The following is a 20,851-nucleotide window of genomic DNA, read 5'->3' on the forward strand; positions in this document are numbered from 1 at the left end:
GCGCTGGGGCAGGGTCGGCTGGTCGGGGTGGTGCACAGGCCCCGATTAGGTGGCAGACCGCCAAGGGGTCGGGGTTGGTGAGCGGGCGCTGGGGCAGGGTCGGCTGGTCGGGGTGGTGCACAGGCCCCGATCGGGTGGCAGACCGCCACGAGGAGGCGGGGTGGCTGGTCGGGCCGGCCGGGTCAGGGTCGGGTCCTGTCAGCGGAGGATGGCGGCGAGGTCGGGGAGAGCCGCGATGTAGTGGTCCAGGAGCGTCCGCGCCACCGTCACCGAGTCGACCAGAGGGTGGAGGGCGAAGGCCCGCAGCGCTTCGGAGCGGTCGCCGGTCGTCGCGGCGGCGATGGCGTGCCGCTCGACGGCCTTGATCTGCTCCATGAGGCCGCGCTGATGGAGGTCGGGCTGCGACGGCAGAGGGAGCGGATGGACGCCCGAGCCGTCGACCCGGACCGGAATCTCGACGACGGCGTCGTCGTCGAAGCCGTCGACCGTGCCGCGGTTGCGGACGTTGAGGATGTGCGTCGCCGGCTCGCCGAGCGTCATGGCGGCCATGACGGACACCGCGACTCCCGCATACCCCTCGTCCTCCTCCGACCCGTCCGGGTCCTCCGTCTCGCGCCCGCCCTCACCCTGGGCCGCGCCGCGCGCCTCGGCCATGTAGTTGGCGTTGCGCCAGGCGCCCACCTCGCGCCAGTACGCCGCGGGGTCGGGCCCGGCGAGCGCCGTCCGGTAGAACTCCTCCTGCGTCGCCTTGAGGAAGTCGCCGCGCGTCCGACCGGCGGCCCGGATGGAGGCGACCGCCTCGCGGGTGAAGTCGTAGTAGTAGAGGTACTCGTTCGGCAGGCACCCCAGCGTCCGCAGCCAGTCGGCGCCGAACATCGCCGTCTCCTCGAGGCGCCCGAGCAGCGCGTCGTCCGCGAGGAGGGCGGGGAGCACGTCGTCGCCGTCGATGAGGACCCGGCGCATCCAGCCGAGGTGGTTGAGGCCGACGTAGTCGAAGGCCACCGTCACCGGGTCGGCGCCGAGAGCTCGCACCACCGCGCGTCCGAGGCCCGACGGGGTGTCGCAGATGCCGACGACCCGGTCACCGAGGACCGCCGACGTGGCCTCGGTGATGATGCCCGCGGGGTTGGTGAAGTTGAGCAGGTATGCCGTGGGGGCCAGCTCGCGCATGAGCTCGGCGAGCCGGACCATGACGGGCACGGTGCGCAGGGCATACGCGATCCCGCCCGGACCCGTCGTCTCCTGGCCGAGGACCCCGAGGTCGAGGGCGACATGCTCGTCCGTACAGCGTCCGTCGAGTCCGCCGACGCGGACGGCCGCGAACACCGCGTCGCTCCCGGCGACGGCCTCCCGCAGGTCGGTCGTCGTGACGAGCCGTGGAGGATCCGGATGGCGCGCAGCCTGCGAGGTGAGGACGGCCTCGATGACGGCGAGGCGGTGCGGGTCGACGTCATGGAGGACGACCTCGTCGACCCAGGCCGTCCGGCTGCGCCGCAGGACGGCCTGCCAGACATGCGGCGTCCGGAACCCACCCCCGCCGACGATGCACAGCCTCACCCGCCTGAGTCTGCCGCATCGGCGTCGACGTGCTGCAGGAAGGTGATCCGATTGCCGAACGGATCGCTCACCGTGAGGTCCAGGCCCCACGGCTGCGTCTCGACTCCGGGGCGGGCGTGTTTGTAGCGCTTCGAGGACAGCTCGTCGTGGAGCGCCCGCACGTCGTCGACCTCGATGATGACGGCGCTGCCGGGGGTGCCGTCGCCGAAGTGCCCCGACAGGTGAACCCGCACGTCGTCACGCACCACCTCGGCATACAGCGGAAGATCGTCGGCGAAGCGATGCTCCCATTGCACGCGGAACCCGAGGAAGTCCCGGTAGAACTCGTAGGCGAGCGCCTCGTCGAAGATGCGCAGGATCGGGATGGCACACGTCGCGGTCGTCACGAGCGGTGATGCTAGGGGCACCCCCTGACAGCGTCCGGCGTGCTCTGGCGGCGGGGCATCGACCAGGTATGCCGACGGCCGGCGCGGCAGATCGCCTCGCCGGCCGTCGTGCGCCACGGCGTCGCTGCGCCTACGGCATGTGGTGTGCGGGCCCTCGTCAGCTCGTGGAGCCGGTGCCCTCGCTGACGGTGCTCTCGATGGTCGGCTGGGGTTGCGCGCCGGAGGCGGCGTGGGCCACCTCGATGCGCCGGGCCTTCGCTCGCTCGGCGACCGGGATGGTCACCGTGAGGACGCCGTTCTCGTAGGTCGCGGAGATCTTGTCGGTGTCGATGCCATCGCCGAGGGACAGCTGGCGACGGTAGGTGCCGCTGAACCGCTCGGACGACAGCCACTGGACGTCGTCGTCGTTGCGCGAGGTCCGCTCCGCCGTGAGCGTCAGGGTGCCGTTGTCAACGTTGACGTCGACCGATCCGGGATCGACGCCGGGAAGGTCCGCGAGGAGGACGTAGTGGTCACCGGTCTTGAACAGGTCGACCGGCATGAAGCGGGGTGCCCGGGTCGTGCCGAGACCGGCCCCGAGCAGCTGCCGGGTCACCGTGTCGAGATCGGCGGTGAACGGGTCGAAACGAAGCACAGTCATCATCTCCCTTTCTGCCGAGGCCCCGGTCAGAATGGCCGGTGCCGTCCGTACTCCGTGCTCCTAAATTAGCACTCTCAGTACGAGAGTGCTAACCCCTCGAAGGGGTCGATCATTCCCGGTACGACGCCTCCGGCGGCGCCGCTCGACGGGGCTCGGGAGGGCGTTGCGGAGGGCCCGCTCGAAGGCGGCGACGGGACCGTCCCGCACCGTGGGCGGGCAGGATGAGACAGTTGAGCACCTCGCGACATCGGTGACGGACCCAGGAGGGGCGGCATGAATCTCGAGAAGGTCATCTTCGGCTTCTTCGTCCTGCTCGCCGCCACCTTGAACTTCGGCTTCTTCATCGGCGACATCTCGCGCCCCGAGGTGCACAACGTCTTCGAGCTCTTCGCCGCCTTCACGGTCAGCCTCATCGCCACGGTCCTGAAGTTCGGCGACCGGTCCCAGATGGGCGCGGTCCACCTCGCGACGAGCCTCGTCGCCGACCTCCAGCTGGCCGCCGCCCTCGTCGTGTGGGTCACCGCCGAGGAGGTTCTCCAGCACGGGATGACGACGGCGGCGACGGCGAGCGTCGTGTCGCTGTCCGGCGGCGCGCTGCTCGCCAACATCGTCTCCGTCGTGCTCCTCGTGACGGAGACCGTGACCTTCCACCGCGGGTGACGGGCTGACGCGATGAGCAACCCGCTGCTCGTCTTCTGGAGCCAGATCTTCGGTCACCGAGAGCCGGCCAGGGCCTCGTCGGTCGGTGCGCGCCAGGAGTTCGCCGATCAGGCCTCCGCGACGATCTTCCTCATCATGCGCCGTATGCGGGCGCCCCTCATCACCCTCATCGTCATCTTCGCGGTGAGCGTCGTCGGGCTCTCCCTCGTGCCGGGAGTCGACCCGTCCGGCCATCGGGCGCGGTTCAGCCTCTTCGACTCCTTCTACGTCATGAGCTACACGGCGACGACGATCGGGTTCGGCGAGCTGCCCTGGACGTTCACCCCGGCCCAACGCCTGTGGATCACCCTCACCATCTACCTGTCCGTCGTCGGATGGGCGTATGCCATCGGTTCGCTCCTCACCCTCCTGCAGGACCAGGCATTCCGGCAGGCGCTGGCCCTCCAACGCTTCACGCGCAAGGTGGCGAGGCTGCGCGAGCCCTTCCTCCTCGTCGCGGGCTACGGCCGGGCGGGGGAGGTCCTCGTCAAGGCATTCGACGCGCTCGGGCAGCGGATCGTCGTCATCGACGAGGCGAGCTCGCGCATCGACGCCCTCGAGCTCGAGACCTACCACGCCGACATCCCCGGGCTCGTCGGTGACGGCGCCAATCCCCACCATCTGAGCGTCGCCGGACTCGGCCACCCGCAGTGCTCGGGCGTCATCGCGCTGACCGACGACGACGAGACGAACCTCTCGGTGACGATGACGACCGCGCTCATGCGTCCGGACCTGCCGATCGTCGCCCGCACCATCTCGCCGACCGTCGCGGACCGGATGCGGGCCTTCGGCTCACCCTCGGTCGTCAACCCGTTCGACATCTTCGGCGACCTGCTCCGGATGGCCCTCGAGGCGCCGGCCACCTACCAGTTGCTCAGCTGGGTGGAGGCCGGCCCAGGGGCCGCGCTGCCCGACCGCGGGAACCCGCCCCCGGAAGGACGCTGGGTCATGTGCGGCTACGGCCGGTTCGGTCGTGAGCTGACCGCCGACCTGCGGGCTACGGGCCTCGACGTGACGATCATCGAGCCGACGCGGAGCCAGGACGGGCTCGACGGCGTCATCGTCGGCGACGCGACCGACCCCGCCGTGCTGGCCCGGGCGAGACTCGACACGGCCGTCGGGCTCGTCGCGGGATCGGATAACGACACGACGAACCTGTCGATGATCGCCAACGCCCGGCGGATCAACCCCGGGCTGTTCCTCGTCGCCCGGCAGAACCGTCCGTCGAGCGGCCCGCTCTTCCAGGCCATGCACCTCGACGCCCTCCTCGTGCCGACCGACGTCGTCGCCCACGAGGTCTATGCGCAGATCAGCACACCCCTGCTGTGGCGGTTCATCCAGGCCATCCCGGGGGCGGGGGATCAGTGGGCGGCGGACCTCGTCGACCGCCTCGTCCAGGGCTGCGGCTTCGAGCTGCCGGCCCTGTGGAAGGTCGGCCTCGACACCTACCAGGCGCCGGCTATCGTCCCGTGGCTCCGCTCGGGCCGCATCACCCTCGAGGACCTGCTGCGCAGCCCCGAGGACCGTGACCGCCCGCTCCGTGCCGTCCCCCTCCTGCTACGGCGCGGGGACGAGACGCTCCTGTCGCCGGCGGGAGACACCGTCCTCGCACCCGGGGACGAGATGCTCTTCGCCGGCCACGGGTTCGAGCGCCGCGCGCTGGAGAACACGCTCATCGTCGACGCCACCGCGGCATACGTGCTCTTCGGGCAGCACGTTCCCGCCAGCTGGGTGTGGCGCAAGCTCTCCCACAAGGATCCCACACCGACGGCGTGACGCATCGACACGCCCGCTCGCCTGGAGTGCGAGGTTGGGGGGTGGTGGTGCTCAGGCCCCGATTGGGTGCCAGACCGCCAGGGTTGGCCGTCCGGTGTGCGAGGGAGCGGGCTGGGGTGGTGGTGCTCAGGCCCCGATTGGGTGCCAGACCGCCAGGTTGGCCGTCCGGTGTGCGAGGGAGCGGGCTGGGGAGGTGGTGCTCAGGCCCCGATTGGGTGCCAGACCGCCAGGGTTGGCCGTCCGGTGTGCGAGGGAGCCGTCTGGAGGGCTGGGGTGGTGGTGCTCAGACCCCGATCGGGTGCCAGACCGCCAGCATCGTGTCAGCTCGGGGGGAGGACGGACTCCTGGCTCGGCAGCTGGTCCTGGCGCAGCAGGCCGACCGGGCAGGTCAGCCCGTTGGGCCCGTGGTTGCAGTAGCCGCCGGGGTTCTTGTGGAGGTACTGCTGGTGGTAGCCCTCGGCATACCAGAACGGCCCGACCTCGTCGGCGGAGGCGATCTGGGTCGAGATCCGGCCGAACCCGTGGGCGTCCAGCTCCTGCTGGAAGGCATCCCGCGTCGCCTCGGCCGCGGCCTTCTGCTCGGGAGTCGTCCAGAAGATGGCGGAGCGGTACTGCGTGCCGACGTCGTTGCCCTGCCGGCTCGCGGTCGTCGAGTCGTGGTTCTCCCAGAACGCCTTGAGGATGTGCTCGGCGTCGATCGCCGCGGGGTCGTAGACGACCTGGACCGTCTCGGTGTGACCGGTCCGCGCCGTACACGTCTCCTCGTACGTCGGGTTCGGCGTGTACCCGCCCATGTAGCCCACCGCCGTCGACACGACGCCCGGCAGCCGCCACATGATCCGCTCGGCGCCCCAGAAGCAGCCCATCGCGATGTAGAGGACCTGCGAGCCCTCCGGCCACGGACCGTGGAGGGGGGTGCCGAGGACCTCGTTCGTGTCGGGGACGGAGAACACGGGATGGTCGCGCCCGGGAAGGGCGTCCTCGCGCGACACCATCTCTGTCTTGCGGCTGCCGAAGATCATGTCCGGTCAACCGTCGCCGGCCACGCGGTGTTCCCGGACGGCGGGTCGCGGCGTCGCCACGGAGCGCCGGGCGCGGCAGGCCGCGGAAACTCGGTCGCCGCCGCCCGGACGGCTTGGCATGCTGGCGCCGTGACCGACGACCACCTCGCCGTCCGGGTTCTCGACGTCGGCGACCCGGCCGACCGCTCGCTCCTCGCCGACTGGGTCGCGGTGCGGACCCGCTCCGCGACGCACGATCTGGGCCGGTATGCCAGCCCCCTGACCCTCGAGGAGTACGTCGCCTTCTCCGGCTACGAGGCCTTCGCGAGGGTGACGTATGCGGGGCTGGTCGGCGAGCGGGTCGTCGCCGCCGGAGCGGTCACCCTGCCGCAACAGGACAACCCCACCGCGGCATACCTCGTGCTCGACGTCCTCCCGACGCAGCGGCGCCGCGGGTTCGGGACGACCCTCCTGTCCGCCCTCGAGACGACCGCCGCCGAGCACGGCCGGACGAGCCTCATGGCCGAGACGGCCTGGCCCGCGGATGGGCACGACGTGGCGGGCGAGCGGTTCCTCGCGCCCCGGGGATACGAGTGCGCGCTCACCTCGATCCAGAGCGACCTGTCTCTCGACGCGCTCCCGAATGCCGACCTCGCCGAGCTGACGACGCCGGCCGACGGGTATGTCGTCGAGTGGGCGGAGGGCGCGCTGCCGCAGGGGTGGCTCGCGGACCGGGCGGTCCTCGCGACGCGGATGAGCACCGACGCCCCGTCCGGTGGGCTCGACCTCACGCAGGAGAGCTGGGACGCCGACCGGGTCCGCGCCTCCATCGACGTCGAGCTGTCCGCCGGGCGCTACGGCCTCGAGGCGGCGGCCCGGCACCTCGGGAGTGGGCGGCTCGTCGCATACTCGCACGTCGCCGTCTCACCGGACACGCCTGACCTCGCCTACCAGAACGACACCCTCGTCCTCCGCGAGCACCGGGGACACCGTCTCGGCGCTCGGATGAAGGCCGTCACCGCGGCCGTGCTGCGGGCCCGACGGCCGGAGGTGACGACGATCCGGACGTGGAACGCCACGACGAACGAGCACATGCTCGCCGTCAATGTCGCGATGGGGTTCCGGCCCGTCGCCTACGAGGCGGAGTGGCAGCGACGGCGCCGAGAAGGGCCTCCATGAGATGGCGCAGCACGGTGAGCTGACGGTGCATGTGGCCGGAGTCGCCTGTCGACCGGCAGAGCAGGAACGCGCCCTCGAAGGTGACGAACACATGGTCGGACAGCGCATCCACGTCGATATCCACGCCGGCCGGTGTCCGTCCGGGCAGTGCCGCCCGCAGCAACTCGGCGAAACCGTCGCGCCAGGCGACGACTGCCTCCTCGATCTGCCCTGACGTGCCGTCGAGGACGAGGTCGCGCTCGGTGAGGATCGACACGTAGAGACAGCTGGACTGCGCGGACATGATGGCGTCCGCGTCGTTCTCGAAGTAGCTCAGGAAGGCGACGACGCGCTTCGCGGGGTCGTCCGTCGCGGCTCGCGCGTGCTCCAGCGCGGCGTGCAGGTGAGCGACATCGGCGGCGGCGTAGCGCTCGACGAGCGCGCGGGCCAGGTCGTTCTTGCTTGCGAAGTGGTGGAAGAACGACCCCTTGCTCGAGTGAGACTCCGCGATGACGCGGTCGACGGAGGTCGCGGCGAACCCGTTGTCGATGACAAGTCGCTCCGCGGTCTCGAGGATGCGCTCCCTGGTGGCAGAACCATCGCGTGGCATGAACCCTTGTATCAGACTGTTTGGTCTGATACAAATAGACCGTTCAGTCTGGTTCACGGAGGTGGCCCATGATCCGCACCGGGGCGGCGCTCGACCATTGCGCCACATCGCAGTTCGTCACGGACGGTGGGTTGGAGACCGACCTGATCTTCCACCACGGAGTCGACCTCCCGGAGTTCGCGGCCTTCCCGTTGCTGGACTCGGCGAACGGTCGCGATCTGCTCGGAAGGTACTTCGAGGGGTATGCCGGGGTGGCGGTGGCCGTCGGCGCGGGACTGCTCCTGGAGACACCGACGTGGCGCGCCAACCCCGACTGGGCGCTTCGGGTGGGCTACGCCGGCACGGATCTGGATCGTGTCAATACGGAGTCCGTCCGCTTCCTGCGGGCCTTCGGCCGGACGTACGCCGACGTGCTCCCGGCCGTCGTCGTCAGCGGCATGGTCGGTCCGCGCGGAGACGGCTACCGTCCCGGCGCGCCGGTCGACCCGGCCGAGGCGGCGGACTACCACCGGCCCCAGCTGGCGGCGTTCGCCGCCGCCGGGGCCGACCTCGCGACCGCGCTCACCCTGACCGAGGTGGGGGAGGCGGTCGGTGTCGCGCGAGCTGCCGCCGACATCGGCATACCGGTCGCCATCTCGTTCACGGTCGAGACCGACGGCCGCCTGCCTGGTGGACTCTCGCTGCCAGAGGCGGTGGCCATCGTGGACGCTGACACGCCGCCGTCCCACTACCTCGTCAACTGCGCCCACCCCACCCACGTGCGTGCCGGCCTCGACGCGGCGCCGACGACGAAGCCCGCTGCAGGCGCCCCTTCGGGCGATTGGCGGTCGCGGGTCCTCGGGTTCCGGGTCAACGCGTCGATGCGGTCCCATGCCGAGCTCGACGAGTCGGAGACGCTCGACGACGGCGACCCGGACACGCTGGCGGTCGAGGTGGCGACGCTCGCACAGGCGTTTCCCGACGTGCGCGTCCTCGGCGGCTGCTGCGGCACGGACGAACGCCATGTCGCCGCCATGTGGGGGGTATCGCTCTCCGCCCGCGGTGCTGGCTGATCGGTGGGCTCTGGACGCCCGGGCGTCCGGGCGTCGGCGGGCCCGTTTCACCGGACGTGCGCGTGGTGTATCGACCGTCGCCGTTCCAGCGGAGCGGGAGGATCACGTTTCCCCACACCACGGATACCCCTGCCGGGCGCCTCCGACGGCGCCTCGGCGGGCGCGCCGACTGGTCCCTCACGCTCAGCGGGCGACGCTGGGAACGCCCGGATCCGCAGGATCCGACGAACCCGGCGATCCTGCTGAGGCAGGCTGCGGAGGCGGTCGAGCGGGCTCTCGCGCGATGTCTCGACGGGACGCACGCCCGATGTTCCATGGCCTGGTCGACGCCCGAAGGGAAGGCCCGGCTGGCTCGACCCCGCCGCGCAGCGTGATCCGGGTGATGGTGGCCCGCCGAGAGAGCGGCCCCAGCGCACGCCGGATGGTGGGCCGGCGGGGTCAGACGTCGGTGGCGAGCAGCTCGGAGAGGTTCGCGTCGACGGCGTCGAGGTAGGTCTGCTCGAAGCCGAAGAGCCCGAAGTGCCCGGCGATGGAGGGCAGGACGCGCAGCTCGCTACCGGGCACGAGCTGCTGCTCGGCAAGGCAGTCGCGGACCGGGAAGAACATGTCCTCGTCGATCGGCATGACGAACGTCTTCGCGGTGATGCGGCCGAGCGCGGCGGCGAGGTCCCCGTCGGTGAGCCGGGCGACGTCGCCGCGGGCCCACTTCCACCCCATGTGGAGCAGCGCGTTGGGGTCCATGAGCTGGAAGAGGCCGGCGACGAACCGCTCCTGGAACTCCTCGAAGGTGTCCCACGACGCGCCCTCGACGGTCACGCCGCGCCAGAACTCGGTCTTCCAGAACTCCGTCGACAGGCCCATGATCGCCCAGATGTCCGCGTGCCGGCGCAGCCCGTCGGCGACCTCGGTATGCGAGGCATACTCGCCGTCGTTGAACCCGGGGTCGGAGGTGATCGCCTCCATGAGCGTCGTGGTGAAGAGGACGTCGTGGGGCGTCACCTGTGCGGTGCCGGCGATCGGCGCGGCCCGCAGCACCGTGTCGGGGAAGCGGTCCGCCCACTCGTAGGTCTGCTGCGCCCCCATCGAGCCGCCGACGACGAGCGCGAGCCGCTCGATGCCGAAGACCTCGCGGAGCAGCTGCTCCTGGGCGCGCACGTCGTCGCCGATGCGGGCGTGCGGGAACTGCGACATCGCGATGGACGGGTCGTCCGTCGTGTGCGGGGAGGTCGACAGGCCGTTGCCGATCTGGTTGACGACGACGATGAAGTACCTCGACGGGTCGAGCGCCCGACCCTCGCCGATGTAGACGTCGGCCCACGTCTGGTGCGTCCCGGAGAACCAGGTGGGGATGAGGATCGCGTTGTCCTTCGCCTCGTTGAGCGCGCCGAACGTCGCGACGGCCAGCTCGAGGTCGGGGATGACCCCGCCGTCCTCCAGCTCGAACCGGCCGATCGAGTGCAGCTCGTACGGACCTTGGGCCTCGGGGGTGTAGAACGGGTTGTCCAGCGGCATGACCGGCTCCTCGGCAGCGGTGACAGGGCGGGCAGGGCTCACGCTACCGACGCACGCGGCCCGCGTGGGACGCTGGTATGCCGGCCGACCCGCCGGCATACCCGGGCTCGGTCAGCGGACCGCCCGGACGGCGGCCTCGGCGATCTGCGCGGCAGCCTCGGCGAGATCCTCGACGGACTCGTGCAGCGTCCGGTCCTCCCCGAGCGGCTGGTCGAGGAGGAACCCGGCGAACGCCGCGTCGACGAGGTTCGCGAGCCGCTCGGATGCTCCGGCCGGGCATCCGGCGGACTCGAGGTGGGCCGCCACCGCGGCGACCCAGACCCGGTTGGAGTCCCGGACGATCCGCGCATACGGCTCCTGGCCGAACAGGCCGAGCGCCGCGGCCTCGACGTAGAGCCGCTGGCACCGTTCGAGCTGGCCCGCCCGGTGCGCCGCCCACAGGTCGAGCACGGCGCGGCGCACGTCGGGCGACGGGGGCAACGAGCGGAGGACCGCGAGGGAGCGGTCGTTGGAGGTGCGCAGGATCGCGGCGACGAGTGCGTCCTTGTCGTGGAAGTGGTAGATGAGCATCCGGTCGCTCGTCCCGAGCGCGCCGGCCAGCGGACGCAGGCGCAGCCCGATGAGCCCGTGGTCGAGCGCCCAGTCGGTGGCCGCCTCGGCGAGCTCCTCCCGCCTGGCGGAGGTGTCCGGCGCCCGGCCCCCGTCGTCGTCGATCGCCATGCGGGCGTCCTCCTGCACTGTCGTCGGCTCCGAAACGTAGCAGGTGCTACAGTAGTGCATGTAGCACCTGCTACGTTTCGGAGAAGGAGTCGTGTCATGGTCGCCTGGGGTCTGCTGTTGACCGCCATCGCGGTCGAGGTGGGAGCCACCGCCGTGCTGCCGCGGGCGGAGGGCTTCCACAACCTGCCGTGGAGCGCCGTCGTCGTGGTGGGCTACGGGCTGGCGATCTGGCTGCTCACCGTCGTCGTCCACCAGTTGCCGGTGGCCACGACGTACGCCATCTGGTCCGGTCTCGGGACCGCGGGCATCGCCGTCGTCGGCACCCTCTTCCTCGGTGAGCGGCTCGACCCCGTCAAGCTGGCCGCCCTCGCGCTCATCATCTGCGGCGTCGTCCTGCTCAACGTGCACGGCACGTCGGCCCACTGAGGCGTGCACCGCACGACAGTCCACCACATGACGACCTACGGCACGGCTGTCCACCGCACGACGGTCCACCGAGGACCGGCCGGGCTGGCCGCATACGCTGGCCGACATGTCTGACGCACCCCTCGGCTTCTCCTCCCGCGCGCTTCACGTCGGTCAGGACCCGGACCCCACGACGGGTTCGGTCGTCACCCCGATCTACCAGACCTCGACGTACAAGCAGGACGGCATCGGCAACCTCCGGGGCGGGTACGAGTACAGCCGGTCCGCCAACCCGACGCGCACGGCCCTCGAGGTGCTCATCGCGAGCCTCGAGGGCGGCATACGCGGGTATGCCTTCGCGTCGGGGCTCGCGGGTCAGGACACGCTCCTGCGGGCGGCGGTCGCTCCCGGCGACCACGTCGTCATCCCGACCGACGCATACGGCGGGACCTTCCGGCTCTTCGACAAGGTTCTGCAGCCGTGGGGCCTGGAGTACGACATCGCCCCGATCGCCGATGTCGACGCGGTGCGGGCGGCGGTCCGGCCGGGCCGCACGAAGATCCTCTGGGTCGAGACGCCGACCAACCCCCTCCTCGGCATCGCGGACATCGAGGCGCTCGCCGGGGTCGCCCACGAGGCGGGCGCGATCCTCGTCGTCGACAACACCTTCGCCTCGCCGTACCTCCAGCAGCCGCTCGCGCTCGGTGCCGACGTCGTGACGCACAGCGCGACGAAGTATGCGGGAGGTCACAGCGACATCGTCGGCGGGCTCGTCGTCGTCCGGGAGGACGAGGCGCTCGCCGAGCGGATCGGGTTCCACCAGTACGCCGTCGGCGCCATCGCCGGACCGTTCGACTCCTGGCTGGTCCAGCGCGGGCTGAAGACGCTCGCATTGCGGATGGAGCGGCACAGCGACAACGCCGAGCGGGTCGTCGAGTTCCTCACCGGGCACCCGGGCGTGTCGAAGGTCCACTACCCGGGGCTGCCGGAGCACCCGGGGCACGACGTGGCCGCCCGGCAGATGCGGCGGTTCGGGGGCATGGTGTCCTTCCAGGTCCGCGCCGGGGAGGACGTCGCCGTCAAGGTGTGCGGCGAGACCCAGCTGTGGACGCTCGGCGAGTCGCTCGGCGGCGTCGAGTCCCTCATCGAGCACCCGGCCCGGATGACGCACGCGTCCGTCGCCGGCACCGAGCTCGAGGTCCCGGCCGACCTCATCCGGCTGTCCGTCGGCATCGAGGACGCAGAGGACCTCGTGGCCGACCTCGCCCAGGCGCTCGACCGGCTCGCCTGACGGCCCGCGTGTCCGCGACTCGCCTGCCCGCTCGGCCGGGGTCCGGTCGACCCGTTCGGCCGGGATCCGGTCGACCCGCTCGGCCGGCCGGAGGTGCCGTCGTCCCGTGACCGGTCCCGTCCTGTGTGTCGACGTCGGCTCGACGTTCACCAAGGCCGTCCTCGTCGACGCCGCCTCGGGTGCGCTCCTCGACACGGCCTCGCACCGGACGACGATCGGGACGGATGTCATGGAGGGTTATGCCGCGGTGCGGCGTGCCCTCTCCCAGTTCGGTGAGCCGTCGGAGGTGCTCGCCTGCTCCAGTGCGGGGGGCGGGTTGCGGCTCGCGGTCGTCGGGTACGAGCGCGAGGTGACGGCGCATGCGGGGGAGCGCGTCGGTCTCAGCGCGGGCGCCCGTGTCGTCCACGTCGCCGCCGGGCCTCTGACGCCGGCCGACGTGCGGGCCCTCCGCGCATCCCGTCCGGACATCGTCCTCCTCGTCGGCGGCACCGACGGCGGCAACTCGGACATCCTGCGGCACAACGCGTCCCGGCTCGCGAGGGCGCGTCTCGCCCCGCCCGTCGTCGTGGCCGGCAACGCCGACGCGGCCGACGAGGTCGCCGCCGCGCTCGCTGCGACGGGTCGCCGGTTCGTCGTGACCGGCAACGTCCTGCCGCGCATCGGCGTCATCGCTCCCACCGGGGCGCGGGCCGCGATCCGCGAGACGTTCCTGCGGCACGTCATCGGCGGGAAGGGCCTGTCCCGCGGGCCCGCGTTCGGTCGCCTGGTCCGGGCCGCGACCCCCGACGCCATGCTGACCGGCGTCCAGGTCCTCGCCTCGGTCGCCCGGTCCGACGTCCTCGTCGTCGACGTCGGCGGCGCGACGACCGACGTCTACTCCGTCGTCGACCTCGGCTCGGCCGCTCCGTCCGTGTCGCCGGGCGACCACGGAAAGCCCGCACGTGCCGAGTTGATGTCGTCGGGATCGCCCGGGGACCACGGAAAGCCCGCAGGTGCCGAGTTGATGTCGTCGGGATCGGCTGGCGACAACGATAAGTCGGCACGTGCGGAGGTCGCCGGGTTGAGGGCGCCACGCGGGGACGTCGTCGGCCAGCTCCGGGAGGCGCGGACGGTCGAGGGTGATCTCGGGATGCGATGGAACGCCCTCGGCGTCGTCGCCGCGGCCGACACCGAACGCCTCGCCCTGTCCGAGGGAGCCCGTGGGTATGCGGGAACCGTGGCCGCCGAGGTCGGGCACCTGCCGACGGGAGCGGAGGAGACGGCATACGAGCTGGAGCTCGCGACAGCGGCTGCCGTCGTCGCCGTTCGCCGGCACGCCCGGCCGCAGGCGCCGTCGGAGGGACCGCGTCCCTTGCACGATGTGCGGCTGGCGGTCGGCTCCGGCGGGGCGCTCCGGCATGCCGAACCGGACCGGGCGAAGGCGGTCGTCGAGGCCGTCCTCACCGACCACCCGGGCGGCTGGCGGACCCCGCGCGGCGCGACGGCAGCGGTCGACACGGCATACGTCTTGTTCGCCGTCGGGCTCCTCGCCCCCGACCATCCGGACCTCGCCCGGGGACTCGTGTCGTCGGTGGTGGGGGCGGGGTAGCGTGCGAACCATGCCAGTGGTGACCCTCGACGACATCCGGGCCGCGGACCAGCTGCTCGAGGGGGTGGCCCGGCGCACGCCCATGGAGCACAACCGCGCCCTGTCCGAGCGGGCCGGCGCCGAGGTGTACCTCAAGTGCGAGAACCTCCAACGCGCCGGGTCGTTCAAGATCCGCGGGGCGTACACGCGGATCTCACGGCTCTCCGCCGACGAGAAGGCGCGGGGGGTCGTCGCCGCGAGCGCCGGCAACCATGCCCAAGGGGTCGCGCTCGCGGCGCAGATGCTCGGGATCGACGCGCGGATCTACATGCCGCTCGGGGCACCGATGCCCAAGCTCGCCGCGACGCGGGGTTACGGCGCCACGGTCGAGCAGCTCGGCACGACCCTCGAGGAGTGCCTCGCGGCGGCGAAGACGTGGGCCGAGGAGTCGGGTGCGACGCTCATCCACCCGTTCGACCACCCCGACATCGTGGCGGGACAGGGCACGTGCGGACTGGAGATCGTCGAGCAGTGCCCCGACGTGCGGACCATCATCGTCAGCACCGGTGGAGGCGGACTGCTCTCGGGGGTCGCGATCGCCGCGAAGGCCCTCAAGCCGGACGTCCGGGTCATCGGGGTCCAGGCGGAGCAGGCCGCGGCATACCCCCTCTCGCTGCGGAGGGGAGAGCCGACGCTGTTCGAGAACATGGCGACGATGGCCGACGGCATCGCCGTCGGGCTCCCGGGTCAGGTCACCTTCCCCATCGTCCGCGACGAGGTCGACCGCGTCGAGACGGTCTCCGAGAACGGCCTGTCGCGGGCCGCGCTGTTCCTCCTCGAACGGGCCAAGCTCGTCGTCGAGCCGGCGGGCGCCGCGGCCGTGGCCCGGCTCATCGAGGCGCGGGAGCAGCTGTGGGACGGGCCCGTCGTCGCCATCCTCTCCGGCGGCAACATCGACCCGCTCCTCATGCTGCGGATCATCCGGCACGGTATGACGGCCGGCGGCCGGTACCTCACCGTCAAGGTCCGCGTACCCGACCGTCCGGGGTCGCTGGCCCGCCTGCTCATGGACTGTGCGGAGGCAGACGCCAACGTCATCGACGTCGAGCATCTGCGGACCTCTGACACCCTCGAGGTCTACGACGTCGACATCAGCGTCCAGCTGGAGACGAAGGGTCCCGCCCACTGCGAGGACGTCCTGCGGGCGCTGCGCGCCAAGGGCTACGCGCTCCTGCGCCCCTGAGCGCGAAGCCGCGGGAACCGTCGATCAATGGGCGTGCGGGGTGACCTCGAGGATCTTGACCTCGATCTGCTTGCCGTTGGGTGCCTCGTAGGAGGCGCTGTCGCCGACCTTCTTGCCCATGATGGCCGCGCCGAGGGGTGACTGCTCGCTGTAGACCTCGATGTCGGCGTCGTCGCCGATCTCCCGGGAGCCGAGCAGGAAGCGCATGGTGTCGCCGAACAGCTCGACCGTCACGTCCATGCCGGACCCGACGACGCCCGTGTCGGCGGGTGCCGCGCCGATGATCGCGTTGTCGAGCAGCTGGGTGAGCTGCCGGATGCGAGCCTCCATCTTTCCCTGCTCGTCCTTGGCGGCGTGGTAGCCGCCGTTCTCGCGCAGGTCGCCCTCGAGCCGGGCGGCCTCGATCCGCTTCGCGATCTCGATCCGACCCGGACCGGACAGCTCCTCGAGCTCACTCTTGAGACGGTCGTAGGTCTCCTGAGTGAGGTAGTTCGCTGTCGTCACGTTGTCGCTCACGGTCATCTCTCCATCCATCCTGCGGTCGCGCGCACCGGGAGCAACCACCCCCGGAATGCGCGAAGGCCCGGGCCGCCTGGCGGCCCAGACCCATGAGTGCAAAGACCCACTGTAGCCCGGCCCCGTCGAATGATGCCAAACCCGGCGGTCACGATGCGGTCACCCGAGGCCTCCGCCGAGAGCCGACCGCGTCAGGGGGTGAGCCCGGACGACTGAGCCTCAGCCCTGACGCTTTATCGGGCCACCCCGGAACACTGAGCTTCACCCGACTCTCGTTGTCGGGTGAAGGTCAGTGTTGTCGGGTCACCCGATAAAGCGTCAGCGGGGCTCGGGGCTCGGGGCTCGGGGCTCGGGGCTCGGGGCTCGGGGCTCGGGGCTCCCCGGGTGCGTGTGGTGTCGACGCGGACCACGCGACCGGGGACGGGATGGGTCAGGGGCCGGCCTTGGCGCAGCTGTCGACGGTGCCGGTCACCGCCCGGCTGGCCGTCCGGATCGTCACGTGGCGATGGATCGACCGGGCGCCCTCGGCGGGGATGTCGACCTCGAGCGTCCCGACGACGGAGTACTCGCTGTTGAGCGCCTGGACCGTGCAGTGGACCGCGGCCCCCTCCGGCCGGTGGACGTCGAAGTCGAGCGTCACCGTCGCGTCGTCGACGACGTGGTACCCGGTCACCGTCGAGGTCACCTGCCCCACGGTGTTGAGCAGGGTCAGCCAGGTGACGAGGACGACGGCGAGGACGATGGCCACCGTCCCCACGATCCACCAGCGGCGGTTCTCCGGCGCGGGGCGAGGAAGCGGCATACGAGGTCCTTCGGCGGGCGGAGTCGGACGCGGGTGAGAGGATGAACAGATGCGTCCACCCGCTGTCATTGTGGGTGATACCGATCGAGTGCCTGACGGAAGGTCTGACGACGTGGCGGAGCGGTTGCGCCTCATGTGTGTCCATGCGCACCCCGACGACGAGTCGAGCAAGGGTGCCGCGACGATGGCCAAGTACGTCGACGAGGGCGTCGACGTCCTCGTCGTGTCGTGCACCGGCGGCGAGCGCGGCGACATCCTCAACCCCAACCTCGCCGACGACCCGCACATCCTGCGCGACATCGCCCAGGTCCGGCGCGACGAGATGGCCCGGGCCCAGGAGATCCTCGGCGTCGGGCACACGTGGCTCGGGTTCGTCGACTCCGGACTCCCCGAGGGGGACCCGCCTCCGCCGCTGCCGGAGGGCTGCTTCGCCCTCGAGCCCCTCGAGGTGACGGTCGAGGCCCTCGTCCACGAGGTGCGGCGGTTCCGCCCGCACGTCATGACGACGTACGACGAGCGCGGCGGCTACCCCCATCCCGACCACATCATGTGCCACGTCGTGTCGATGGGGGCGTTCGAGGCGGCCGGTGACCCCTCCGCATACCCGCACACCGGTGCGCCGTGGCAGCCGCTCAAGCTCTACTACAACCTCCAGATGAACAAGGGCCGGATCGTCGCCCTCCACGAGGCGCTCCTCGCGATGGGGGAGGAGAGCCCGTATGCCGAGTGGCTGGCTCGGTGGGACGACCGCGGCACCCGGATCGCGACGACGCGCATCGAGTGCGCGAAGTACTTCGACGTGAGGGACGCCGCCCTCCTCGCGCACGCCACCCAGGTGGATCCCGGTGGGTCGTGGTTCCGGGTTCCCCGTGACGTCCAGGCGCGGATCTGGCCGACCGAGGAGTACGAGCTCGCGGTCTCCTACGTCGAGGGGCCCGAGGAGGAGGACGACCTGTTCGTCGGCATACCCGCCGACGTCGCCGAGGCCGACCGGCTCGCCACGCGACCGGACCTCACGGTCGTCCGGGACAACCGCCCCGCCGACGAGCTCACTGCCGACGATCGTCCTGACGAGGAGTCCTGATGCCACCCAGTGCAGACGTCACCCCGGGGGTGTGGGGCTTCGTCGCCTTCGCCGTGCTCGCGATCGCGCTCTACCTCCTCATGCGCAACATGACCGCGCGGATGCGGCGGATGACGTATCGCCAGCGTGATGCCCACCGCACGGGCGAGGATCCCCAGGCCTGGGAGGGCGAGGGTTCGACGGACGGGGCGAGCGACGACCGGTCGGCCGCCGACCGGTCGGCCGCCGAGCGGTCGGCCCGCCGCAAGCGGCCGGGTGACGGTCGTCAGGCCGACGACCAGAACACCGACGACTGACCGATCCGGCAGCGGCCCACCGGGTGGGGGTCTGATGGATCCGCCGGCCATCGGCCGATACGTCGACCATCGACCGGAGAGCATCCGGCCGAGGCTCGGCGCGGGCTAGGCGGCCGCCGGCTGGGAGTAGAGGACCATGGACGCTGCGATGTAGTGCGCCGTGAATCCCGCGATCGTCAAGGCGTGGAAGATCTCGTGGAAGCCGAACCACCGGTGCGACGGATTGGGCCGCTTCGTTGCGTAGACGAGGGCGCCGAGGGTGTAGCAGAGGCCGCCGAGGACGACGAGGGAGACCATGGCGACGCCGCCGTACCGCAGGAGCGGTCCGAGATAGAAGATGGCGACCCAGCCGAGGAGCACGTAGACCGGCGTATAGAGCCAGCGGGGAGCGCCCACCCACAGGGTGCGGAAGAGGACGCCGAGAAGGGCACCGCTCCAGACGATGAGGAGGAGCTGACGCCCCTGGTCGTCAGGCAGCACGAGCGCGAACGGCGTATAGGTGCCGGCGATGATGAGGAAGATGTTCGAGTGGTCGAGGCGCTTGAGCAGGCCGGCGAGCCGTGGCCCCCACGTCCCCCGGTGGTAGACGGCCGAGGTGCCGAAGAGCAGGACGGCAGTCGTCGTGAAGACGGCAGCCGACCAGCGCGCGGCCGGCGTGGGGCACAGCACGACGAGGACGAGGCCGGCGACGAACGCGACCGGAGCCATGCCGGTGTGGAGCCAGCCTCGTAACCGGGGCTTGACGAAGCTCGCCACGGGCCCGGACGAGACAGGGGAGAGAGGGCGTACCGCCATGCCTCAAGCGTAACCTACGGGACCGTAGGTTACTAAACCGTAAGGTCGCGAGACGGGGCTGTCCCTCAACTCCGGACGGAGGAGTTGCGTTCGGACGGGGAAGTTCCTCCGTCCGAACGCAACTTCTCCGTCCACGGTCAGGTGCCGAGGAGGTCGAGTGCTGTCGGAGAACTCGGTCGAGACGCGTCCAGGAACTCGAGGGGCCGCGCGGCGCGTGCGGCCGTAGGGTGGCACGGTGACCGGCAGCGCGACGGAGCAGACCGCATACGACGTCATCGTCATCGGGGCCGGGCCCGTCGGCGAGGTCTGCGCGGACCGGGTCCACCGCGGTGGGCTGTCGGTGGCGCTCGTCGAGCGGCGGCTGTTCGGCGGGGAGTGCAGCTACTACGCGTGCAGTCCGAGCAAGGCGCTGCTGCGGCCGATCCACGCGACGCATGCGTCGAACCGCGTCGAGGGCAGCGAGGGAGCGCGCATCGAGGTCTCGGGGGTGCTGCACCGGAGGGACATCTGGATCAACAACCTCGACGACAGCGGACAGATCGGCTGGGCCGAACACGCCGGTCTCGTCCCGCTCCGCGGCGAGGCGCGGATCACCGGCGAGCGGACCGTCGAGGTCGACGGCACGACCTATCGGGCCGCCCACGCCGTCGTCGTCGCGACCGGGTCGAGCCCGGCGGTCCCGAACCTGCCCGGACTGCGCGACGCGGCACCGTGGACGAACATCGAGGCGACGACATCGCATACCGTCCCGGAGCGCCTCGTCGTCCTCGGCGGGGGCGTCGTCGCCTGTGAGCTGGCGACGGTGTATGCCGCGCTCGGCTCGCAGGTGACGATCGTCGAGATGGCGCCCCGCCTGCTCGGCCGGACCGAGGACTTCGCGGGGGAGGCGGTGCGCAAGGCCCTCGAGGAGGCGGGCGTGACGATCCTGCTCGACGCCAAGGCCGAGCGCGTCGAGCGCCCCACCCCCGGCGGCCCGGTGACGCTCCATGTCGCCGGCGGCCGGGCCGTCGAGGGCGACGAGCTGCTGTGCGCCGTCGGCCGCACGCCGAACTCGCGCGATCTCGGGCTCGACGCGGTCGGGGCGGCGCTGAACGACCAGGGGTACCTGTCCGTCGACGAGAGGATGACCGTCCCCGGGGTGCGGACCCCCGACGGCGCCCCGTGGCTCTACGGGGTGGGCGACGTCGTCGGCATCGCCCTGCTCACGCACATGGGCAAGTACCAGGCCCGGGCGTGCGGCGACCTCATCGCCGCTCGAGCGGCCGGCCGTGACGAGGACGACCCCGCGTTCGTCCCGTATGCGACCCGGCTCGGCTCCCCGCAGGTCGTCTTCACCGATCCGGAGGTCTCCGCCGTGGGGCTCACCGCCTCCGAGGCGCAGGAACGGGGCATCCGCACCCGGGTCGTCGACGTGCCGATGGATGCGGCCGCCGGTGCGGGTCTGCAGGCTGAGGGGTACCAGGGGCAGGCCCGCATCGTCGTCGACGAGGACCGCGGAGTCATCGTCGGGTGCACGTTCGTCGGCCAGGACGTCGCCGAGCTCGTCCACGCGGCGACGATCGCCGTCGTCGGCGAGGTCCCGCTGACCCGCCTCTGGCACGCCGTGCCGTCCTTCCCGACGATGAGCGAGATCTGGCTGCGGCTCCTGGAGGAGTACGGCCTGTGACACGCCGGGGCGCGGGCCGCTCCGCCGCTCCGCCGTCCCGCGTCGGCCCGGCCGCCCGCGTCGGCCCGGCCGCCC

At 71.4% G+C, this 20,851-nt stretch carries 21 protein-coding genes; 11 read left to right on the top strand and 10 right to left on the bottom strand.

Annotation, left to right across the window (positions count from 1 at the left end; translation table 11 throughout):
• Positions 1-198: 198 nt before the first annotated feature.
• The 3 genes from BN12_RS18675 to BN12_RS18685 all read right to left on the bottom strand — a co-directional run bounded on the left by BN12_RS18675 (position 199) and on the right by BN12_RS18685 (position 2,586).
• Positions 199-1,557 (bottom strand): 6-phospho-beta-glucosidase, encoded by a 1,359-nt coding sequence (locus tag BN12_RS18675; RefSeq protein ID WP_048554850.1) that lies wholly within the window; start codon positions 1,555-1,557, stop codon positions 199-201.
• The gene (locus BN12_RS18680; protein ID WP_048554852.1) at positions 1,554-1,943 is read right to left on the bottom strand and encodes a glyoxalase superfamily protein; all 390 of its coding nucleotides are present in this window, start codon (positions 1,941-1,943) and stop codon (positions 1,554-1,556) included. The genes BN12_RS18675 and BN12_RS18680 overlap by 4 nt, the downstream gene beginning before the upstream one ends.
• A 157-nt stretch (positions 1,944-2,100) precedes the next feature.
• On the bottom strand, positions 2,101-2,586 hold the full coding sequence (locus BN12_RS18685; RefSeq protein WP_235432466.1) for an Hsp20/alpha crystallin family protein: 486 nt from the start codon (positions 2,584-2,586) through the stop codon (positions 2,101-2,103).
• 270 nt (positions 2,587-2,856) lie between these two features.
• Here BN12_RS18685 and BN12_RS18690 point away from each other — a divergent pair, with 270 nt between their 5' ends.
• Both BN12_RS18690 and BN12_RS18695 read left to right on the top strand, forming a co-directional pair.
• The gene (locus BN12_RS18690) at positions 2,857-3,243 is read left to right on the top strand and encodes a DUF6394 family protein (RefSeq protein ID WP_048554856.1); all 387 of its coding nucleotides are present in this window, start codon (positions 2,857-2,859) and stop codon (positions 3,241-3,243) included.
• A 12-nt stretch (positions 3,244-3,255) separates the two neighbouring features.
• Positions 3,256-5,058, top strand: a complete 1,803-nt coding sequence (locus tag BN12_RS18695; protein WP_053080092.1) for a potassium channel family protein — start codon at positions 3,256-3,258, stop codon at positions 5,056-5,058.
• Positions 5,059-5,378: 320 nt separating this feature from the next.
• On the opposite strand, the gene msrA is transcribed toward BN12_RS18695, so the two are convergent.
• Positions 5,379-6,080, bottom strand: coding sequence for a peptide-methionine (S)-S-oxide reductase MsrA (msrA, locus tag BN12_RS18700; protein ID WP_048554858.1), 702 nt, complete (start codon positions 6,078-6,080; stop codon positions 5,379-5,381).
• Between the two features lie 129 nt (positions 6,081-6,209).
• On the opposite strand from msrA, the gene BN12_RS18705 reads away from it, so the two are divergent.
• On the top strand, positions 6,210-7,238 hold the full coding sequence (locus BN12_RS18705; RefSeq protein WP_048554860.1) for a GNAT family N-acetyltransferase: 1,029 nt from the start codon (positions 6,210-6,212) through the stop codon (positions 7,236-7,238).
• Here BN12_RS18705 and BN12_RS18710 read toward each other — a convergent pair.
• Positions 7,162-7,827: a TetR/AcrR family transcriptional regulator gene (locus BN12_RS18710; protein ID WP_048554862.1), complete on the bottom strand. Its 666-nt coding sequence runs from the start codon at positions 7,825-7,827 to the stop codon at positions 7,162-7,164. The two genes, BN12_RS18705 and BN12_RS18710, sit on opposite strands and share 77 nt — an antisense overlap.
• Positions 7,828-7,895: 68 nt before the next feature.
• Here BN12_RS18710 and BN12_RS18715 point away from each other — a divergent pair, with 68 nt between their 5' ends.
• Positions 7,896-8,879, top strand: a complete 984-nt coding sequence (locus tag BN12_RS18715) for a homocysteine S-methyltransferase family protein (protein ID WP_048554864.1) — start codon at positions 7,896-7,898, stop codon at positions 8,877-8,879.
• 438 nt (positions 8,880-9,317) lie between these two features.
• On the opposite strand, the gene BN12_RS18720 is transcribed toward BN12_RS18715, so the two are convergent.
• Complete coding sequence (locus BN12_RS18720; protein WP_048554866.1) at positions 9,318-10,391, bottom strand: alpha/beta fold hydrolase; 1,074 nt, start codon at positions 10,389-10,391, stop codon at positions 9,318-9,320.
• A gap of 111 nt (positions 10,392-10,502) precedes the next feature.
• On the bottom strand, positions 10,503-11,111 hold the full coding sequence (locus BN12_RS18725) for a TetR/AcrR family transcriptional regulator (protein ID WP_048556598.1): 609 nt from the start codon (positions 11,109-11,111) through the stop codon (positions 10,503-10,505).
• Positions 11,112-11,207: 96 nt separating this feature from the next.
• Here BN12_RS18725 and BN12_RS18730 point away from each other — a divergent pair, with 96 nt between their 5' ends.
• The 4 genes from BN12_RS18730 to ilvA all read left to right on the top strand — a co-directional run bounded on the left by BN12_RS18730 (position 11,208) and on the right by ilvA (position 15,617).
• Positions 11,208-11,537 carry a DMT family transporter gene (locus BN12_RS18730; RefSeq protein WP_048554868.1) on the top strand — a complete coding sequence of 110 codons (330 nt, stop codon included), beginning with the start codon at positions 11,208-11,210 and terminating at the stop codon, positions 11,535-11,537.
• A gap of 106 nt (positions 11,538-11,643) precedes the next feature.
• On the top strand, positions 11,644-12,807 hold the full coding sequence (locus BN12_RS18735) for a cystathionine gamma-synthase (protein WP_048554870.1): 1,164 nt from the start codon (positions 11,644-11,646) through the stop codon (positions 12,805-12,807).
• A 106-nt stretch (positions 12,808-12,913) separates the two neighbouring features.
• Positions 12,914-14,395 carry a glutamate mutase L gene (locus tag BN12_RS18740; protein WP_048554872.1) on the top strand — a complete coding sequence of 494 codons (1,482 nt, stop codon included), beginning with the start codon at positions 12,914-12,916 and terminating at the stop codon, positions 14,393-14,395.
• A gap of 10 nt (positions 14,396-14,405) precedes the next feature.
• Positions 14,406-15,617 carry a threonine ammonia-lyase gene (gene ilvA / locus BN12_RS18745; protein ID WP_048556599.1) on the top strand — a complete coding sequence of 404 codons (1,212 nt, stop codon included), beginning with the start codon at positions 14,406-14,408 and terminating at the stop codon, positions 15,615-15,617.
• Positions 15,618-15,641: 24 nt separating this feature from the next.
• Here ilvA and greA read toward each other — a convergent pair whose 3' ends face one another.
• Positions 15,642-16,139 carry a transcription elongation factor GreA gene (greA, locus tag BN12_RS18750; RefSeq protein WP_048554875.1) on the bottom strand — a complete coding sequence of 166 codons (498 nt, stop codon included), beginning with the start codon at positions 16,137-16,139 and terminating at the stop codon, positions 15,642-15,644.
• A 424-nt stretch (positions 16,140-16,563) separates the two neighbouring features.
• On the bottom strand, positions 16,564-16,935 hold the full coding sequence (locus BN12_RS18755; protein WP_048554877.1) for a DUF4307 domain-containing protein: 372 nt from the start codon (positions 16,933-16,935) through the stop codon (positions 16,564-16,566).
• Positions 16,936-17,047: 112 nt separating this feature from the next.
• Between BN12_RS18755 and mca the strand changes: the two genes are divergently transcribed.
• Positions 17,048-18,019 carry a mycothiol conjugate amidase Mca gene (mca, locus tag BN12_RS18760; protein WP_053080096.1) on the top strand — a complete coding sequence of 324 codons (972 nt, stop codon included), beginning with the start codon at positions 17,048-17,050 and terminating at the stop codon, positions 18,017-18,019.
• A complete protein-coding gene (locus BN12_RS18765) occupies positions 18,019-18,315 on the top strand; it encodes a hypothetical protein (protein WP_157635565.1) in 297 nt (98 codons plus the stop codon). Before mca ends, BN12_RS18765 begins: the two co-directional genes overlap by 1 nt.
• Before the next feature lie 105 nt (positions 18,316-18,420).
• Here BN12_RS18765 and trhA read toward each other — a convergent pair whose 3' ends face one another.
• Positions 18,421-19,110: a PAQR family membrane homeostasis protein TrhA gene (gene trhA, locus BN12_RS18770; RefSeq protein WP_048554881.1), complete on the bottom strand. Its 690-nt coding sequence runs from the start codon at positions 19,108-19,110 to the stop codon at positions 18,421-18,423.
• Between the two features lie 235 nt (positions 19,111-19,345).
• Between trhA and BN12_RS18775 the strand changes: the two genes are divergently transcribed.
• Positions 19,346-20,776: a dihydrolipoyl dehydrogenase family protein gene (locus BN12_RS18775; RefSeq protein ID WP_048554885.1), complete on the top strand. Its 1,431-nt coding sequence runs from the start codon at positions 19,346-19,348 to the stop codon at positions 20,774-20,776.
• The last annotated feature ends 75 nt before the right edge of the window (positions 20,777-20,851 follow it).

This window comes from Nostocoides japonicum T1-X7, assembly GCF_001046855.1.
GTDB lineage: Bacteria > Actinomycetota > Actinomycetes > Actinomycetales > Dermatophilaceae > Nostocoides > Nostocoides japonicum.

What these genes read in the sequence shown, in the direction of transcription:
- BN12_RS18685 (WP_235432466.1), bottom strand. Translation starts at nt 2,586, where the DNA reads ATGATGACTGTGCTTCGTTTCGACCCGTTCACCGCCGATCTCGACACG.
- BN12_RS18690 (WP_048554856.1), top strand. Translation starts at nt 2,857, where the DNA reads ATGAATCTCGAGAAGGTCATCTTCGGCTTCTTCGTCCTGCTCGCCGCC.
- BN12_RS18695 (WP_053080092.1), top strand. Translation starts at nt 3,256, where the DNA reads ATGAGCAACCCGCTGCTCGTCTTCTGGAGCCAGATCTTCGGTCACCGA.
- msrA (WP_048554858.1), bottom strand. Translation starts at nt 6,080, where the DNA reads ATGATCTTCGGCAGCCGCAAGACAGAGATGGTGTCGCGCGAGGACGCC.
- BN12_RS18710 (WP_048554862.1), bottom strand. Translation starts at nt 7,827, where the DNA reads ATGCCACGCGATGGTTCTGCCACCAGGGAGCGCATCCTCGAGACCGCG.
- BN12_RS18715 (WP_048554864.1), top strand. Translation starts at nt 7,896, where the DNA reads ATGATCCGCACCGGGGCGGCGCTCGACCATTGCGCCACATCGCAGTTC.
- BN12_RS18720 (WP_048554866.1), bottom strand. Translation starts at nt 10,391, where the DNA reads ATGCCGCTGGACAACCCGTTCTACACCCCCGAGGCCCAAGGTCCGTAC.
- BN12_RS18725 (WP_048556598.1), bottom strand. Translation starts at nt 11,111, where the DNA reads ATGGCGATCGACGACGACGGGGGCCGGGCGCCGGACACCTCCGCCAGG.
- BN12_RS18730 (WP_048554868.1), top strand. Translation starts at nt 11,208, where the DNA reads ATGGTCGCCTGGGGTCTGCTGTTGACCGCCATCGCGGTCGAGGTGGGA.
- BN12_RS18735 (WP_048554870.1), top strand. Translation starts at nt 11,644, where the DNA reads ATGTCTGACGCACCCCTCGGCTTCTCCTCCCGCGCGCTTCACGTCGGT.
- ilvA (WP_048556599.1), top strand. Translation starts at nt 14,406, where the DNA reads ATGCCAGTGGTGACCCTCGACGACATCCGGGCCGCGGACCAGCTGCTC.
- greA (WP_048554875.1), bottom strand. Translation starts at nt 16,139, where the DNA reads ATGACCGTGAGCGACAACGTGACGACAGCGAACTACCTCACTCAGGAG.
- BN12_RS18755 (WP_048554877.1), bottom strand. Translation starts at nt 16,935, where the DNA reads ATGCCGCTTCCTCGCCCCGCGCCGGAGAACCGCCGCTGGTGGATCGTG.
- BN12_RS18765 (WP_157635565.1), top strand. Translation starts at nt 18,019, where the DNA reads ATGCCACCCAGTGCAGACGTCACCCCGGGGGTGTGGGGCTTCGTCGCC.
- trhA (WP_048554881.1), bottom strand. Translation starts at nt 19,110, where the DNA reads ATGGCGGTACGCCCTCTCTCCCCTGTCTCGTCCGGGCCCGTGGCGAGC.